Here is a 16606-nt window from a genome sequence, read left to right on the forward strand (position 1 = left end):
AGGCGATGTCCCTCCGCCGCCTGAGCAATATCACCTAAGCCTTCAGGAGTTTTCCGGATGAGCAAATTTCTCGACAGGTTTCGCTACTTTAAACAGCTGGCGGAACCTTTTGCTGGTCAACACGGCCAGACACTCAACACCAATCGCGACTGGGAAGAGGGCTACCGTAGCCGCTGGCAGCACGATAAAATCGTGCGCTCCACGCATGGCGTAAACTGCACCGGCTCCTGCAGCTGGAAAATTTACGTCAAAAACGGCCTGGTCACGTGGGAAACGCAGCAAACCGACTATCCGCGCACCCGGCCGGATTTGCCGAATCACGAGCCGCGCGGCTGTCCTCGCGGCGCCAGCTACTCCTGGTATCTCTACAGCGCCAACCGCCTGAAGTATCCGCTGATGCGCAAAAAGCTGCTCAAGCTGTGGCGCGAAGCCAAAGCGGAGCATCAGGATCCGGTCGTGGCCTGGGAATCGATCGTCAGCGATCCGCAAAAAGCGCAGAGCTATAAGATTGCTCGCGGTCGCGGCGGCTTCGTCCGGTCAAGCTGGCAGGAGGTCAACGAACTGATCGCGGCATCCAATATCTATACGGCAAAAACCTTCGGCCCGGATCGCATTATCGGCTTTTCACCGATCCCGGCGATGTCAATGGTTTCCTATGCCGCCGGCGCGCGCTATCTGTCGCTGATCGGCGGCGTCTGCCTGAGTTTTTATGACTGGTATTGCGACTTGCCGCCCGCTTCGCCCATGACCTGGGGCGAGCAGACCGACGTGCCGGAATCGGCCGACTGGTATAACTCTTCTTATATTATCGCCTGGGGCTCTAACGTGCCGCAGACGCGCACGCCGGATGCCCATTTCTTTACCGAGGTGCGCTACAAGGGCACCAAAACCGTGGCGATCACGCCCGACTATGCCGAGGTCGCCAAGCTGTGCGACCAGTGGCTCAACCCTAAACAGGGCACCGACAGTGCGCTGGCGCTGGCTTTAGGGCACGTGATGCTGAAAGAGTTTCACCTTGAGCGCGAGGTTCCCTATTTCCGCGACTACGTGCGCCGCTATACCGATATGCCGATGCTGGTGCTGCTGGAGCCGCGTGATGGCGGCTACTACGCCGCCGGACGCCAGCTGCGCGCCAGCGATCTGATCGACAACCTGGGGCAGGAAAACAACCCGCAGTGGAAAACCATCGCCATCGACCAGGAGAGCGGCGAGCTGGTGGCGCCGCAGGGATCCATCGGCTATCGCTGGGGAGAAAAAGGCAAGTGGAACCTGGAGTCGCGTGAAGGCGGCTCGCAGCGGGAAGTCACGCTTCAGCTTAGCCTGCTGGGCAGCCATGACGAGATCGCCGAGGTCGGCTTTCCCTATTTCGGTGGCCTGGAAAGCGAAAACTTCAGCAGCGTGCCGCTGGAGGAGATCCTGCTGCACAAGCTGCCGGTGAAGCGTTTGCAGCTGGCCGACGGCAGCGCTGCGCTGGTCGCCAGCGTGTATGATCTGACGCTGGCGAACTACGGGCTGGATCGTGGTCTGCAGGACGAAAACTGCGCGGGCAGCTATGACGAGATCAAAGCCTATAGCCCGGCCTGGGCCGAGCAAATTACCGGCGTGTCGCGGCAGAATATTATTCGTCTGGCGCGCGAGTTTGCCGACAACGCGGAAAAAACGCGCGGCCGCTCAATGATCATCGTCGGCGCCGGGATGAACCACTGGTATCACATGGATATGAACTACCGTGGGCTGATCAATATGCTGATCTTCTGCGGCTGCGTGGGGCAGAGCGGCGGCGGCTGGGCGCACTATGTTGGTCAGGAAAAACTGCGGCCGCAGACCGGCTGGACGCCGCTGGCTTTCGCGCTTGACTGGCAGCGTCCGCCGCGCCATATGAACAGCACCTCGTTCTTCTATAACCATTCCAGCCAGTGGCGCTACGAAACCGTCCAGACCAGCGAGCTGCTCTCGCCGCTGGCCGATAAAAAGCGCTACGGCGGCAGTTTAATCGATTTTAACGTGCGCTCGGAACGCATGGGCTGGCTGCCTTCCGCGCCGCAGCTGAACGGCAATCCGCTGAACATCGCCGCGCAGGCGAAGGCGGCCGGGATGCCACCGGTGGATTTTACCGTGGAAAGCCTGAAAACCGGCACGCTGCGCTTTGCCGCCGAGCAGCCGGACAATCCGCAGAACTTTCCGCGTAACCTGTTTGTCTGGCGCTCCAACCTGCTGGGCTCGTCCGGCAAAGGCCATGAGTACATGCTCAAATATCTGCTGGGCACGGAAAACGGCATTCAGGGTAAAGATTTAGGCGTGCAGGGCGGCGTCAAGCCAGAAGAGGTGGAATGGCAGGAGCAGGGTGGCGAAGGCAAGCTGGATCTGGTGGTAACGCTGGATTTCCGCCTGTCCAGTACCTGTCTCTATTCCGATATCGTGCTGCCTACCGCCACCTGGTATGAAAAGGACGATATGAATACTTCGGATATGCATCCGTTTATTCATCCGCTGTCGGCAGCGGTCGATCCGGCCTGGGAAGCGAAAAGCGACTGGGAAATTTATAAAGGCATCGCCAAACGCTTCTCGGAGCTTTGTCCGGGCCATCTCGGTGTGGAAACCGATATCGTTACGCTGCCGGTGCAGCACGATTCGCCGGCGGAGCTGGCGCAGCCTTTTGACGTTAAAGAGTGGAAAAAAGGCGAGTGCGACCTGATCCCCGGCAAAACCGCGCCGCATATTATTGCCGTCGAGCGCGACTATCCGGCCACCTGGGAGCGCTTTACCTCGCTTGGCCCGCTGCTGGACAAGCTGGGCAACGGCGGTAAGGGCATCAGCTGGAACACGCAAAAAGAGGTCGATTTGCTTAAAGAGCTGAATTACGTCAAGACGGATGGCCCGGCCGCCGGTCGGCCGAATATCGACAGCGCTATTGATGCGGCCGAGGTCATTTTATCCCTCGCGCCGGAAACCAACGGTCAGGTGGCGGTAAAAGCCTGGCAGGCGCTGAGCGATATTACCGGCCGCGACCACACGCATCTGGCGTTGAACAAAGAAGACGAAAAAATTCGCTTCCGCGATATCCAGGCACAGCCGCGCAAAATTATCTCCAGCCCCACCTGGTCGGGACTGGAAGACGAGCACGTCTCCTACAACGCCTGTTATACCAATGTGCATGAGCTGATCCCGTGGCGCACGCTCAGCGGACGCCAGCAGCTTTATCAGGATCACGAGTGGATGCGCGCCTTTGGCGAAAGCCTGCTGGTTTATCGTCCCCCTATTGATACCAGGGCGGCCAAACCTTTGCTGAACAAAAAGCCGAACGGCAATCCGGAAAAGGCGCTGAACTTCCTGACGCCGCACCAGAAATGGGGCATTCACTCTACCTACAGCGACAACCTGCTGATGCTGACGCTGTCGCGCGGCGGGCCTATCGTCTGGATGAGTGAAGAAGACGCGCAGGCGCTGGGGATTGCGGACAACGACTGGATTGAAGCCTTTAACGCCAACGGATCGCTGACCGCTCGCGCAGTAGTCAGCCAGCGCGTACCGGCGGGCATGACCATGATGTACCACGCGCAGGAACGTATCGTGAACATTCCCGGTTCGGAAATTACCGGCCAGCGCGGCGGCATTCATAACTCCGTGACCCGCGCCTGCCCTAAACCAACCCATATGATCGGCGGCTACGCGCAGCTTTCCTACGGCTTTAACTATTACGGCACCGTAGGCTCCAATCGCGATGAGTTTGTGGTGGTGCGCAAAATGAATCACGTTCACTGGTTGGATGGTGAAGGTAACGACGACTGCCAGGGCGGCAAGGGGAGAAAATTATGAAAATTCGCTCGCAGGTCGGCATGGTGCTGAATCTGGATAAATGTATCGGCTGCCACACCTGTTCCGTGACCTGCAAAAACGTCTGGACCAGCCGTGAAGGGATGGAATATGCCTGGTTCAACAACGTGGAAAGCAAGCCGGGCGTCGGCTATCCGCAGGCATGGGAAGATCAGGAAAAATGGAAGGGCGGCTGGATCCGTAAAATCAACGGCAGGCTGGTGCCGCGCATGGGCAACCGCGTCGGGCTGCTGTCGAAAATTTTCGCTAACCCGGATGTGCCCGCGCTGGACGATTACTATGAGCCGTTCGACTACGACTATCAGCATTTACACAACGCGCCCGCCGGCAAACATCAGCCGATAGCGCGGCCGCGCTCGCTGATCACCGGCAGGCGAATGAAAAAAATCGAAAACGGCCCGAACTGGGAAGAGATCCTTGGCGGCGAGTTTTCCAAACGCTCGCAGGATAAAAACTTCGATCACATCCAGAAAGAGATGTACGGCCAGTTTGAACACACCTTTATGGCCTATCTGCCGCGCCTGTGCGAGCACTGCCTGAACCCGGCGTGCGTGGCGACCTGCCCGAGCGGCGCCATCTACAAGCGCGGCGAAGACGGCATCGTGCTGATCGATCAGGACAAGTGTCGCGGCTGGCGCATGTGCCTGACCGGCTGCCCCTATAAAAAAATCTACTTCAACTGGAAAAGCGGGAAATCGGAGAAGTGTATTTTCTGCTATCCACGTATTGAAGCGGGCCAGCCCACGGTCTGTTCAGAAACCTGCGTAGGACGCATCCGCTATCTTGGCGTGCTGCTGTACGACGCGGATCGCATTGAAGAAGCGGCAGCGAGCGAGCATGAACAGGATCTTTATGAAAGCCAGAGGGCGATCTTCCTCGATCCCCACGATCCCAGGGTGATTGCCGAGGCGTTAAAAGAGGGCATCCCGCAAAGCGTGATTGACGCCGCGCAGCGCTCGCCGGTTTATAAAATGGCGATGGAGTGGAGGCTGGCGCTGCCGCTGCACCCGGAATATCGCACGCTGCCGATGGTCTGGTACGTGCCGCCGCTGTCGCCCATTCAGAGCGCGGCGGACGCGGGCGACCTGCCGCACAACGGTATCCTGCCGGACGTGGAAAGCCTGCGTATTCCCGTGCAGTACCTGGCGAACCTGCTGACGGCGGGCGATACCGCGCCGGTTTTGCTGGCGCTAAAGAGAATGCTCGCCATGCGTCATTACAAGCGCGCGGAAACCGTCGATAACATCGTCGACACGCGGGCGCTGGAACAGGTTGGCTTAAGCGAAGCGCAGGCGCAGGAGATGTATCGCTATCTGGCCATCGCCAATTATGAAGATCGTTTCGTGGTGCCTTCCAGCCATCGTGAGCTGGCGCGGGAAGCCTTCCCGGAAAGTAAAGGCTGCGGCTTCAGCTTCGGCGATGGCTGCCACGGCAGCGACGGGCGCTTCAACCTGTTTAACAGCCGCCGCATCGACGCGATTGATATTGGCAAAAAAACGCAGGAGCAGCAGCCATGATCGCGCTACGTATCCTCGCCCGGCTGCTGGATTATCCTGATGAAGCGCTCTTTACGCACCAGGCTGAAATGCTGGCGGCGCTGGAAGCGAGCAGCGAGCTTGATGCTGCGCAGCGCGCGCAGCTCACCGGTTTTATTACGGAATTTTGCGCAGGCTCGCTGCTGGACAGGCAGGCCGACTATTGCGAGCTGTTCGATCGCGGTCGGGCCACCTCTTTGCTGCTGTTCGAGCATGTTCACGGCGAGTCGCGCGATCGCGGCCAGGCAATGGTCGACCTGCTGGAGCAGTATCGCGCCGACGGCCTGGAGCTGAGCGCGAAAGAGCTGCCCGATTTTCTGCCGCTCTATCTGGAGTATCTGGCCAGCCTTGACGCCACCCGCGCCCGTGCTGGCCTGGTCGACGTGGCGCCAATTCTCGCGCTGCTGGCTGCCAGGCTAAAACAGCGTCAAAGCCGCTACGGCGAGCCGTTCACCGTGCTGCTGGCGCTTTCCGGTGCCGGGCTGGCGGCAGATGACCTGACGCCGAAAATTCATAAAGAGGCCCGCGATGATACGCCAGCGGCGCTGGATGCGGTCTGGGAAGAAGAGCAGATTAAGTTTCTCGGCGAGCAGGGCTGCGCTTCCGCCCGGCAGGCCGCGCATCAGCGCCGCTTTGCCGACGCCGTCGCGCCGCAGTATCTGGACGTGGCGGCAATAACAACATCCACGGGACGTTCATCATGAATTTTCTCTCAGGTTTCTTTTTCGATATTTATCCCTACATTGCGGGCAGCGTTTTCCTGATTGGCAGCTGGTTGCGCTACGACTATGGCCAGTACAGCTGGCGGGCCGGCTCCAGCCAGATGCTGGATAAAAAAGGAATGCGGCTCGCCTCCAACCTGTTTCATCTCGGCATCATCGGTATTCTTTTCGGCCATTTCGTCGGCCTGCTGACGCCGCACTGGATGTACGAGGCTTTTCTGCCGATCGCCGCCAAGCAGAAGCTGGCGATGGTGGCCGGCGGCGTTTGCGGTTTGCTGACGCTGGTGGGCGGCGCGCTGCTGCTTAAGCGTCGCCTGCTGAATCCGCGCGTCAGGGCCACCAGCAGCGCCGGGGATATCCTGATCCTGACGCTGCTGGTAGCGCAGGCCACGCTGGGGCTGTTGACCATTCCTTTCTCCGCGCAGCATATGGACGGCAGCGAAATGATGAAGCTGGTCGGCTGGGCGCAGGCGATCGTGAGCTTTCATGCGGGCGCGTCGCAGCACCTGGAAGGCGTGGCGCTGATTTACCGCGTGCATATGGTACTGGGCATGACGCTGTTTCTGCTGTTTCCGTTCTGCCGCCTGGTGCATATCTGGAGCGTGCCGCTGGAATATTTGACGCGGCGCTATCAGCTGGTACGCAATCGCCGTTAGTTGTGCGACGTTACCTTGTGCAAAAAAGGCGATCGTCTGGTTTGTTGCCAAAATGTTGAGATGTGGGTCAGCGTATCCGTTTTCCGTCTCAACTACACTGCCTGTTCTTCCGGGCCGCTCTCACGGCTCGTTTACTTTGCTTCACGATGAAGCCGAGCGTTTTAACAAGGCAGGAAACCAGATGATCATTTCCGCATCAACGGATTACCGGGCAGCGGCACGGCGCAGGCTGCCGCCTTTTCTTTTCCACTATATCGACGGCGGCGCCTATAGCGAGCACACCCTCAGGCGCAATACGGCCGATTTGGCCGATATCGCGCTACGCCAGCGCATCCTGAAAAATATGGCCGAGCTGAGCCTGGAAACCACGCTGTTTGACGAGAAGCTGGCGATGCCGGTTATTCTCGCGCCGGTAGGACTGACGGGCATGTATGCACGGCGCGGCGAAGTGCAGGCAGCGCGCGCGGCGGCAAAAATGGGTATTCCCTTTACGCTTTCCACCGTTTCCGTCTGTCCCATCGAAGAGGTCGCGCCTGCGATTTCACGGCCTATGTGGTTCCAGCTTTACGTCTTAAAAGACCGTGGCTTTATGCGTAACGCGCTGGAGCGAGCCAAAGCCGCAGGGGTAAAAACGCTGGTTTTTACCGTGGATATGCCGGTGCCCGGCGCGCGCTACCGCGATGCGCATTCCGGCATGAGCGGGCCGAATGCGGCCTTTCGCCGGATGGTGCAGGCAGTGCTGCATCCGCAGTGGGCATGGGACGTGGGCCTGAACGGCAAACCGCACGATCTGGGCAACGTCTCGGCTTATCGTGGGCATCCGACCACGCTGGAAGACTACATTGGCTGGCTCGGTGCAAACTTCGATCCCTCGATTTCCTGGAAAGATTTGGAATGGATCCGTGAGTTCTGGCAAGGGCCAATGATCATTAAGGGCATTCTCGATCCGCAGGATGCCAAAGATGCCGTGAGCTTCGGCGCCGACGGCATTGTGGTGTCCAACCACGGCGGCCGTCAGCTGGACGGCGTGCTTTCTACCGCGCGCGCGCTGCCAGCCATTGCCGATGCGGTGAAAGGCGACATTACGATCCTGGCGGATTCAGGGATACGAACCGGGCTGGACGTGGTGCGGATGCTGGCGCTGGGCGCGGACAGCGTGCTGCTGGGCAGAGCATTTGTCTATGCGCTGGCCGCGGCGGGCGAAGCTGGCGTGGTGGATCTGCTCTCGCTGATGGAAAAAGAGATGCGCGTGGCGATGACGCTGACCGGCGCGAAGTCGGTAGCCGACATCAGCCGCGAGTCGCTGACGCTGTAAAGGCCGGCGGGCGAGGGCGCCTGCCGACAGCACGGACTAGCTGGCGTTTATGCCGCGCCATGAGCGCCAGTGGTCAAAATAGATGTGGTCAGCCTGGAAATCGGCCGTTTCGCTATCGTCGGTTAAGCGCCAGGCCAGCTGAAAGGCGAACTCAAAACTTTTGCCCAGCCCTTTGCCGCTCAGCAAATTGCCGTCTTCCACCACCTCGTCCGCACGGTAAACGCCATCGGTGACGGCCTTATACAAATCACCTGAGCAGGTATAGCGACGCCCCTTCAACAGATGGTTGCCGCCCAGCACGCGTGCGGCAGCGGAACAGATTGGCGCAATCCATTTGCCCGCTTCGTCATGACGACGAATAAACGCCGTGACCAGCGGATTAGCCGCCAGGTTAACGGTACCTTCCGGCCCGCCAGGGATAACCACAGCGTCAAACTCTTTATCCAGTCCCGCCAGCAGAACATCCGCTACCACCGGCACGGCATGATAGCTGGGCACCTCACGCGCATCATGGCAGGCAACAGTCGTTACCTTAACGTGCAGACGGTTCAATATATCAATAACAACAAAGGCCTCCGCCTCTTCGAATCCCGGCGCCAGCAGCACCGCAGCCTGTTTGCTCATTACTCCTCCTGACTTGATAAAATGACATTTTTTATTTAATGAAATGACGTTTTATTTTAATGGCAGCAGCAAGTTTACGCCGTCTGGCTGCGCAGGGAAAGAGAAAGGAAAAAAGCCCGATATTTACACAACATCTGTTTTCAGAAAGGCTGACGATGTTCTAACATAAACGCTACTTTTCCGTTTTGCACTCTGGATATTCAATGCGTTATCTGGCCTCATTTTTGCCCGCGCTGCTGCTGCTTTCCGCCTGCAGCAGTAAAACCCCTGCGCCTGAACCTCACGGCAATCCTTTTCGGGGTAACAACAGCTTTTTACTGGATCCCAGCCATAACGTAGCGCCGCTGGACGGCGATTTCGCCAACAGCCCGACGGCCGAAGTTTTTATCGATAAAATGGTGCGCGAACACGGTTTTAATCGCCAGCAGCTGCATAACGTGCTGGCGCAGACGAAGCGGCTGGACTGGGTGCTGCGGCTGATGGATCGTCAGGCGCCTTCCTATCAGGCGCCCTCCGGCCCGAACGGCGCCTGGATCCGCTATCGCAAAAAATTTATCGTGCCGGATAACGTGCAGAACGGCGTCCAGTTCTGGAATCAATATCAGGACGCGCTCAATCGCGCTTCGGAAGTTTACGGCGTGCCGCCGGAAATCATCGTCGGCATTATCGGCGTCGAAACCCGCTGGGGACGCGTAATGGGTAAAACGCGCATTATCGATGCGCTGGCGACGCTGGCGTTCGCCTATCCTCGTCGCGCCGAGTACTTTAGCGGCGAGCTGGAAACCTTTCTGCTGATGGCGAAAGAAGAGAACGACGATCCGCTTGATTTGCGCGGCTCGTTCGCTGGCGCCATGGGCTACGGCCAGTTTATGCCTTCGGCCTTTAAGCAATACGCCGTTGATTTCAATGACGACGGCCATATCAATCTTTGGGATCCTGTAGATGCAATAGGCAGCGTGGCCCACTATTTCAGCGCGCACGGCTGGATAAAAGGCGGCACCGTAGCCGTACCGGCTAACGGTGAAGCGCCGCAGCTGGAAACGGGCTTTAAAACCCGCTATACGGCCGCGCAGCTCTCTGCCGCCGGTTTGTCGCCGCAGGTGGGGCTACAGGACAATCAGCAGGTCAGCCTGCTGCGTTTTGATATGGGCACTTACTATCAATACTGGTACGGACTGCCGAATTTTTACGTTATCACCCGCTATAACCACAGCAATCACTATGCGATGGCCGTGTGGCAGCTGGGCCAGGCCGTACGCGACGCCCGTCAGTAACGTTGGTTTTACCTCCCGATCGCCCGGCGGCGCGTTGCCGGGCAACCACCTGTTTCTACAACGCTTTTCCTGACTGACTTTATGAAAGCGGCGCGCAAATCCCGCCTTTGCCTCTTCGCGGCTGGCTAAAAAGTGCTAATCTTCATTCTTACGATAAGCAAGCAGGGAACAGGAATGACGGACAGCGAATTGCGCCTGTTAAGTCAGGAAATCGGCCAGTATTTACAGCGTCTTAATGCCACGGTTACCGCGGCTGAATCCTGTACGGGCGGTTGGATAGCGAAAGTGATTACCGACGTCGCCGGTAGTTCACAGTGGTTCGGGCAGGGCTTTGTGACCTACAGCAATGAGGCCAAGCAGACGCTGGTGGGCGTGACGACCGCCTCGCTGGAAAGCTTCGGCGCGGTCAGCGAACAGGTGGTGACAGAGATGGCGGAAGGGGCGCTTAAACAGGCTCACGCGCAGTATGCCATAGCCGTGAGCGGCATCGCTGGGCCCGATGGCGGAACGGCGGAAAAACCGGTGGGAACCGTGTGGTTCGGCTTCGCGGCGCAAGGCGCTAACTCGCTGGCGCAGCGCAAAATTTTTGCGGGCGACAGAGAGGCTGTTCGACGTCAGGCCACGGCTTATGCGCTGTTGACGCTACGTGACCATTTTCTTAAAAATTAAGCTTGATACTGTATGACTATACAGTATAATTGCACCCATATTGATTGAGACACGAAGCCGCGAAAGCGTGCTTTACCCCCGCGTGATTAGGAGTGGAAATGGCTATTGACGAAAACAAGCAAAAAGCACTGGCAGCAGCGCTGGGCCAGATTGAAAAGCAATTTGGTAAAGGCTCCATCATGCGCCTGGGTGAAGACCGCACTATGGATGTGGAAACCATCTCTACCGGTTCGCTTTCGCTGGATATCGCGCTGGGCGCGGGCGGCCTGCCAATGGGTCGTATCGTCGAAATTTACGGGCCGGAATCTTCCGGTAAAACCACGCTGACGTTACAGGTTATCGCGTCAGCACAGCGCAAGGGTAAAACCTGCGCCTTTATCGATGCCGAGCATGCGCTCGATCCGGTTTACGCCAAAAAGCTGGGCGTGGACATTGATAACCTGCTCTGCTCGCAGCCGGATACCGGTGAGCAGGCGCTGGAAATCTGTGATGCGCTGGCGCGTTCCGGCGCGGTCGACGTGATTATCGTTGACTCCGTGGCGGCACTGACGCCGAAAGCGGAAATCGAAGGCGAAATCGGCGACTCGCATATGGGTCTGGCGGCTCGTATGATGAGCCAGGCTATGCGTAAGCTGGCCGGTAACCTGAAGAACTCCAACACGCTGCTGATCTTCATCAACCAGATCCGTATGAAAATTGGCGTGATGTTCGGTAACCCGGAAACCACTACCGGCGGTAACGCGCTGAAATTCTACGCCTCCGTTCGTCTGGATATCCGCCGTATCGGCGCGATTAAAGAGGGCGACGAAGTTGTGGGCAGCGAAACCCGCGTGAAAGTGGTGAAAAACAAAATCGCCGCGCCGTTCAAGCAGGCTGAGTTCCAGATTATGTACGGCGAAGGCATCAACATCTACGGCGAGCTGGTTGACCTTGGTGTTAAGCACAAGCTGATTGAAAAAGCGGGTGCCTGGTACAGCTACAACGGCGATAAAATCGGTCAGGGTAAGGCAAACGCCGGCAACTTCCTGAAAGAGAACCCGGCTGTGGCTACCGAGATCGAAAACAAGCTGCGCGCTACGCTGATGAACAATCCGGACAGCACGCCAGACTTTGTGGCTGACAAAGACGATGCCAACGAAGCCAGCGAAACTAACGAAAACTTCTGATTAGCAGCCCGCAAGGGCAGATAATCGGAAAGCGCTGAAAAGGAGTGGCCTCTGTGCCGCTCCTTTTTTATTTTCGGCTTACGTTTCCTGAACCAGCTTGTTACGGCAGCAGCCGCGTTCTTTCTATTGCGCCCGCGCGGAAAAGAGATTTTCAGCGTTATGAATCGCCCAGGCGAATTTTTTTCCAGTAAAAGATCCGCCTTATAGCTTATTTTCCAGGAGACGAACCGGCTGGCACCGTCTGCTTTCAGCGTACGGATCACCCTGCATCAACTTTTTTCAGTGTACGAGCCGCCCGGCGCCTGCTTCCGGCTTACAAATCGCTTTTGCCGTCTTTCTCTACACATTAGCCAAAGCACTTTGTTTCTTTTGCGGTTCCTCGCTACCCTTACCATGAGTTAATTTTTTGCATAACCGGAGCAAGATGTCTGACGCCACCGAACGAAGCCAGTTTACCCGCCTGTTAGATCGGGCCATGCGCATTCTGGCCATGCGCGATCACAGCGAGGCGGAGTTTCGCCGCAAGCTTTCGCTTTCTGCAGAGCGGGCCGCGATGTACGCTAAAACGCAGGCGCAGCAGCCTGAACCGGTTACGCCAGAGCAAATCGATCGGGTCGTCGCCTGGTGTTATGAAAGCAATTATCTGGACGATGCCCGCTTTGCGGAGCGTTTTGTCGCCAGCCGCAGCCGTAAGGGCTATGGGCCGCAGCGGATCCGGATGGAACTGGGGCAGAAGGGCGTGGCGAAGCCGCTGATTGATGAAACGCTGGCCAAAACGGAAATCGACTGGCAGCAAATGGCGTTCGACTCGGCGGAGCGGAAGTTTGGCCTGCCGCTGCCGACCGAATGGAAGGAAAAAGCCAAAGTGCAGCGCTATTTAATGACTAAAGGATTCTTTTCCGAAGATATCCGCGGCGTTTTTTCAAATTTTGAAGATTGAGCGCCAATGGGATTTTACTTCGCACCGAAGAAAATTTATCTTATTCACCACTTTTTGTTCGTGTGTTGCTTAGCCTTACGGCAGGTTTAAACCCACGAAACGTTCGTTAGCGTGATTCCAGGACAATTATGAGCAAGAGCACTGCGGAGATTCGCCAGGCGTTTCTCGACTTTTTCCATAGCAAGGGACATCAGGTTGTAGCCAGTAGCTCCCTCGTCCCGACTAATGACCCGACGTTGCTGTTTACCAACGCCGGGATGAACCAGTTCAAAGACGTTTTCCTGGGCCAGGACAAGCGCAGCTACTCGCGCGCAACCACCTCGCAGCGCTGCGTGCGCGCTGGCGGTAAACATAATGACCTGGAAAACGTTGGCTATACCGCCCGTCACCATACTTTCTTTGAAATGCTGGGCAACTTCAGCTTCGGCGACTATTTCAAACGCGAAGCTATTGGTTTTGCATGGGAGCTGCTGACCAGCGCGCAGTGGTTTAACCTGCCGGAAGAAAAGCTGTGGGTTACCGTCTACGAAACCGATGATGAAGCCTTCAATATCTGGGCTGATGAAATCGGCGTGCCGCGCGAGCGTATTATCCGCATCGGCGACAACAAGGGCGGCGCTTACGCCTCCGATAACTTCTGGCAGATGGGCGATACCGGCCCGTGCGGCCCATGCAGCGAAATTTTCTTTGACCACGGCGACCATATCTGGGGCGGCCCACCGGGCAGTCCGGAAGAGGATGGCGATCGCTTTATTGAGATCTGGAACATCGTCTTCATGCAGTTCAACCGTCAGCCTGACGGCACCATGCTGCCGCTGCCTAAGCCTTCCGTTGATACCGGTATGGGCCTGGAGCGTATCTCCGCCGTGTTGCAGCACGTTAACTCCAACTATGAAATCGATCTGTTCCAGAAGCTGATCAAGGCCGTTGCCGAAGCGACTGGCGCCACCGATCTGAGCAGCAAATCACTGCGCGTCATTGCCGACCATATCCGTTCCTGCGCTTTCCTGATTTGCGATGGCGTGATCCCCTCTAACGAAAACCGTGGCTACGTGCTGCGCCGCATTATTCGCCGGGCGATCCGTCACGGCAACATGCTGGGCGCGCAGGGGGCCTTCTTCTGGAAACTGGTAGCGCCGCTGATTGACGTTATGGGCGCAGCGGGCGAAGAGCTGGCGAAGCAGCAGGCTCAGGTTGAGCAGGTGCTTAAAACCGAAGAAGAGCAGTTTGCGAAAACGCTGGAGCGCGGACTGGCGCTGCTGGACGAAGAGCTGGAGAAGCTGCAGGGCGACACGCTGGACGGCGAAACCGTTTTCCGCCTGTATGACACCTTTGGCTTCCCGGTCGATTTAACTGCCGACGTTTGTCGTGAGCGTAATCTGAAAATTGACGAAGCGGGCTTCGAGAAAGCGATGGAGCAGCAGCGTCAGCGTGCTCGTGAGGCCAGCGGCTTTGGCGCGGACTACAGCAACGTTATCCGCATTGATGAAGCCTCGACCTTCAAGGGTTATGACCAGCTTGAGCTGAGCGCGACCGTTACCGCTATCTTTGTGGACGGGCAGCCTGCAAATGCGATCGCCGCCGGTCAGGAAGGCGTTATCGTGCTGAATGAAACGCCATTTTACGGCGAATCAGGCGGCCAGGTAGGCGATACCGGCGAACTGCGTAACAACGACGCGGTGTTCACCGTTACGGACACGCAAAAATATGCACAGGCGATTGGCCATATTGGCAAGCTGGCTTCCGGGCAGCTGCAGATCGGCGACCGTCTGGCTGCGCACGTGGACGAAGAGCGCCGCGCCCGCATTCGCCTCAATCACTCAGCGACGCACCTGTTACACGCTGCGCTACGTCAGGTTCTGGGCCATCATGTGGCGCAGAAAGGCTCCCTGGTGAACGATAAGTATCTGCGCTTCGACTTCTCCCATCCTGAAGCGATGAAGCCGCAGGAAATTCGTCAGGTTGAGGAAATCGTCAACGCACAGATCCGTCGTAACCTGGCGGTCGACACCAATGTGATGGAGCTGGAAAAAGCGAAAGCGCTGGGCGCGATGGCGCTGTTTGGCGAAAAATATGACGATCGCGTCCGCGTACTGACGATGGGCGATTTCTCTACCGAACTTTGCGGCGGCACGCACGCCAGCCGGACGGGTGATATCGGCCTGTTCCGCATCACCTCTGAAGCCGGTACGGCAGCAGGCATTCGCCGTATTGAAGCGGTGACGGGCGAGGGCGCGTTAAAGCAGATGTACGCCCAGAGCGAGCAGCTGCATGAGATTGCTCACCTGGTGAAAGCCAACAGCAGCAATCTGAATGAAAAAGTGCGTGGCCTGATGGATAACGTACGCGCGCTGGAAAAAGAACTGCAGCAGCTGAAAGATCAGCAGGCCGCGCAGGAGAGCGCTTCTCTCAGCAGTAAAGCTATTGATGTCAGGGGCGTTAAGCTGCTGGTAAGCGAGTTGACCAACGTCGAGCCGAAAATGCTGCGTACGATGGTGGACGATCTGAAGAACCAGCTGAAGTCAGCCGTTATCGTGCTGGCTACCGTTGCGGAAGGAAAGGTTTCGCTGATTGCCGGCGTAACCAAAGATGTAACCGATCGCGTGAAAGCCGGCGAGCTGGTGGGCGAACTGGCTCAGCAGGTTGGCGGTAAGGGCGGCGGCCGCCCGGATATGGCTCAGGCCGGCGGCACCGATGCCGGAGCACTACCAGGGGCTCTGGCCGGTGTTGAAAGCTGGGTGGCAGCAAAACTGTAACACTATAAAAAGGCATCCCGGAAAGCGCGGTGGGGCAGGACTTCACCGCGTCATTCTGTCAGATGTTATCGCAAAAAACACAAAGTCAGGTTGATGGTGTGTATTTCGGCTAAACTAAGTATCAGCAGAATGTATTGCCGTGATGATGCACTTGTTGTGCATTTGTCATAGTCTATATTTAGCGTTATATGATGGATAATGCCGGGCGACAGTTAACCCGACTCTTTTAATCTTTCAAGGAGCAAAGAATGCTTATTCTAACTCGTCGAGTTGGTGAAACCCTCATGATCGGTGATGAGGTGACTGTAACGGTGCTGGGAGTAAAAGGGAATCAGGTTCGCATCGGTGTGAATGCCCCTAAAGAAGTTTCGGTTCATCGCGAAGAGATTTATCAGCGTATTCAGGCCGAAAAAACTCAGCAAACGAGTTACTAACGGATCCAGCGCCTTGCCGCTCAGGCGAGGCGCTACCGGTTTTGTCCTTCTTTCCCGCCTTTCTTTGTTTTTCTTTCGCTGTATCTCTTCGGGCCTGTACACATTTCCTTGCTGTGAAAGGGCCGATTATTGTTGATAAATCACTCTTTTTGCTTTCCAAATACCCATTTTGGCTGGGAAATGCGCAATCAAACGCGAGAGTGAAAAAATATGTTTGACTTATAAGGCCCAGAAAGTAATATGTGCGCCACGCAGTGCCGATGAGCAGAAACAAGTTCAGAAGCACAGCTCGATAAGAGCGCGTATGGTGAGGTGGCCGAGAGGCTGAAGGCGCTCCCCTGCTAAGGGAGTATGCGGTCAAAAGCTGCATCCGGGGTTCGAATCCCCGCCTCACCGCCATTTGCATCCGTAGCTCAGCTGGATAGAGTACTCGGCTACGAACCGAGCGGTCGGAGGTTCGAATCCTCCCGGATGCACCATATTTTATAAAGTGGCTTAGCAAGTCGCCGCTTTGTTTAAGTAGTACCGATACAGCGTTAGCAGCCTGTATCAAGGTGAGTCGTCAGCACCCCTGCGTTATACCAGAATTTGTTATGCATCCGTAGCTCAGCTGGATAGAGTACTCGGCTACGAACCGAGCGGTCGGAGGTTCGAATCCTCCCGGATGCACCATATTTTATT

General features: G+C 57.0%; 12 protein-coding genes and 3 tRNA genes. 14 read left to right on the forward strand and 1 reads right to left on the reverse strand.

Going from position 1 to position 16606, the window contains the following annotated elements; translation table 11 throughout:
- The first annotated feature begins 57 nt into the window (after positions 1-57).
- The 5 genes from EGK14_RS02320 (at position 58) to lldD (ending at position 8062) form a co-directional block, all read left to right on the forward strand.
- Positions 58-3816, forward strand: a complete 3759-nt coding sequence (locus EGK14_RS02320; RefSeq protein ID WP_125287453.1) for a nitrate reductase subunit alpha — start codon at positions 58-60, stop codon at positions 3814-3816.
- Positions 3813-5351: a nitrate reductase subunit beta gene (gene narH, locus EGK14_RS02325; protein WP_125287454.1), complete on the forward strand. Its 1539-nt coding sequence runs from the start codon at positions 3813-3815 to the stop codon at positions 5349-5351. Before EGK14_RS02320 ends, narH begins: the two co-directional genes overlap by 4 nt.
- Positions 5348-6073, forward strand: a complete 726-nt coding sequence (gene narJ, locus EGK14_RS02330; RefSeq protein ID WP_125287455.1) for a nitrate reductase molybdenum cofactor assembly chaperone — start codon at positions 5348-5350, stop codon at positions 6071-6073. The genes narH and narJ overlap by 4 nt, the downstream gene beginning before the upstream one ends.
- The gene (gene narI / locus EGK14_RS02335; RefSeq protein ID WP_125287456.1) at positions 6070-6747 is read left to right on the forward strand and encodes a respiratory nitrate reductase subunit gamma; all 678 of its coding nucleotides are present in this window, start codon (positions 6070-6072) and stop codon (positions 6745-6747) included. The genes narJ and narI overlap by 4 nt, the downstream gene beginning before the upstream one ends.
- Before the next feature lie 181 nt (positions 6748-6928).
- Positions 6929-8062, forward strand: a complete 1134-nt coding sequence (lldD, locus tag EGK14_RS02340) for an FMN-dependent L-lactate dehydrogenase LldD (RefSeq protein ID WP_125287457.1) — start codon at positions 6929-6931, stop codon at positions 8060-8062.
- Between the two features lie 36 nt (positions 8063-8098).
- Here the strand turns inward: lldD and EGK14_RS02345 are convergent, their stop codons facing one another.
- Positions 8099-8686 (reverse strand): DJ-1/PfpI family protein, encoded by a 588-nt coding sequence (locus EGK14_RS02345; protein ID WP_125287458.1) that lies wholly within the window; start codon positions 8684-8686, stop codon positions 8099-8101.
- A 203-nt stretch (positions 8687-8889) separates the two neighbouring features.
- Between EGK14_RS02345 and mltB the strand changes: the two genes are divergently transcribed.
- The 9 genes from mltB to EGK14_RS02390 all read left to right on the forward strand — a co-directional run bounded on the left by mltB (position 8890) and on the right by EGK14_RS02390 (position 16597).
- Positions 8890-9960, forward strand: a complete 1071-nt coding sequence (mltB, locus tag EGK14_RS02350; RefSeq protein WP_125287459.1) for a lytic murein transglycosylase B — start codon at positions 8890-8892, stop codon at positions 9958-9960.
- Between the two features lie 174 nt (positions 9961-10134).
- Entirely contained in the window at positions 10135-10629 is a 495-nt protein-coding gene (pncC, locus tag EGK14_RS02355; protein ID WP_125287460.1) for a nicotinamide-nucleotide amidase, read from the forward strand.
- Between the two features lie 98 nt (positions 10630-10727).
- Positions 10728-11795 (forward strand): recombinase RecA, encoded by a 1068-nt coding sequence (recA, locus tag EGK14_RS02360; RefSeq protein WP_125287461.1) that lies wholly within the window; start codon positions 10728-10730, stop codon positions 11793-11795.
- 424 nt (positions 11796-12219) lie between these two features.
- On the forward strand, positions 12220-12735 hold the full coding sequence (locus tag EGK14_RS02365) for a regulatory protein RecX (protein WP_125287462.1): 516 nt from the start codon (positions 12220-12222) through the stop codon (positions 12733-12735).
- Positions 12736-12863: 128 nt separating this feature from the next.
- Positions 12864-15491, forward strand: coding sequence for an alanine--tRNA ligase (gene alaS / locus EGK14_RS02370; protein ID WP_125287463.1), 2628 nt, complete (start codon positions 12864-12866; stop codon positions 15489-15491).
- Positions 15492-15739: 248 nt separating this feature from the next.
- Positions 15740-15925 (forward strand): carbon storage regulator CsrA, encoded by a 186-nt coding sequence (csrA, locus tag EGK14_RS02375; RefSeq protein ID WP_004155916.1) that lies wholly within the window; start codon positions 15740-15742, stop codon positions 15923-15925.
- Positions 15926-16231: 306 nt separating this feature from the next.
- Positions 16232-16324 (forward strand) — tRNA-Ser (locus EGK14_RS02380).
- A 3-nt stretch (positions 16325-16327) separates the two neighbouring features.
- Positions 16328-16404: transfer RNA gene (locus tag EGK14_RS02385), tRNA-Arg, on the forward strand.
- A gap of 116 nt (positions 16405-16520) precedes the next feature.
- A tRNA-Arg gene (locus EGK14_RS02390) sits at positions 16521-16597 on the forward strand.
- Positions 16598-16606 lie beyond the last annotated feature (9 nt).

It is taken from the genome of Erwinia sp. 198, from assembly GCF_003937915.1.
GTDB lineage: Bacteria > Pseudomonadota > Gammaproteobacteria > Enterobacterales > Enterobacteriaceae > Erwinia > Erwinia aeris.

What these genes read in the sequence shown, in the direction of transcription:
- EGK14_RS02320 (WP_125287453.1), top strand. Translation starts at nt 58, where the DNA reads ATGAGCAAATTTCTCGACAGGTTTCGCTACTTTAAACAGCTGGCGGAA.
- narH (WP_125287454.1), top strand. Translation starts at nt 3,813, where the DNA reads ATGAAAATTCGCTCGCAGGTCGGCATGGTGCTGAATCTGGATAAATGT.
- narJ (WP_125287455.1), top strand. Translation starts at nt 5,348, where the DNA reads ATGATCGCGCTACGTATCCTCGCCCGGCTGCTGGATTATCCTGATGAA.
- narI (WP_125287456.1), top strand. Translation starts at nt 6,070, where the DNA reads ATGAATTTTCTCTCAGGTTTCTTTTTCGATATTTATCCCTACATTGCG.
- lldD (WP_125287457.1), top strand. Translation starts at nt 6,929, where the DNA reads ATGATCATTTCCGCATCAACGGATTACCGGGCAGCGGCACGGCGCAGG.
- EGK14_RS02345 (WP_125287458.1), bottom strand. Translation starts at nt 8,686, where the DNA reads ATGAGCAAACAGGCTGCGGTGCTGCTGGCGCCGGGATTCGAAGAGGCG.
- mltB (WP_125287459.1), top strand. Translation starts at nt 8,890, where the DNA reads ATGCGTTATCTGGCCTCATTTTTGCCCGCGCTGCTGCTGCTTTCCGCC.
- pncC (WP_125287460.1), top strand. Translation starts at nt 10,135, where the DNA reads ATGACGGACAGCGAATTGCGCCTGTTAAGTCAGGAAATCGGCCAGTAT.
- recA (WP_125287461.1), top strand. Translation starts at nt 10,728, where the DNA reads ATGGCTATTGACGAAAACAAGCAAAAAGCACTGGCAGCAGCGCTGGGC.
- EGK14_RS02365 (WP_125287462.1), top strand. Translation starts at nt 12,220, where the DNA reads ATGTCTGACGCCACCGAACGAAGCCAGTTTACCCGCCTGTTAGATCGG.
- alaS (WP_125287463.1), top strand. Translation starts at nt 12,864, where the DNA reads ATGAGCAAGAGCACTGCGGAGATTCGCCAGGCGTTTCTCGACTTTTTC.
- csrA (WP_004155916.1), top strand. Translation starts at nt 15,740, where the DNA reads ATGCTTATTCTAACTCGTCGAGTTGGTGAAACCCTCATGATCGGTGAT.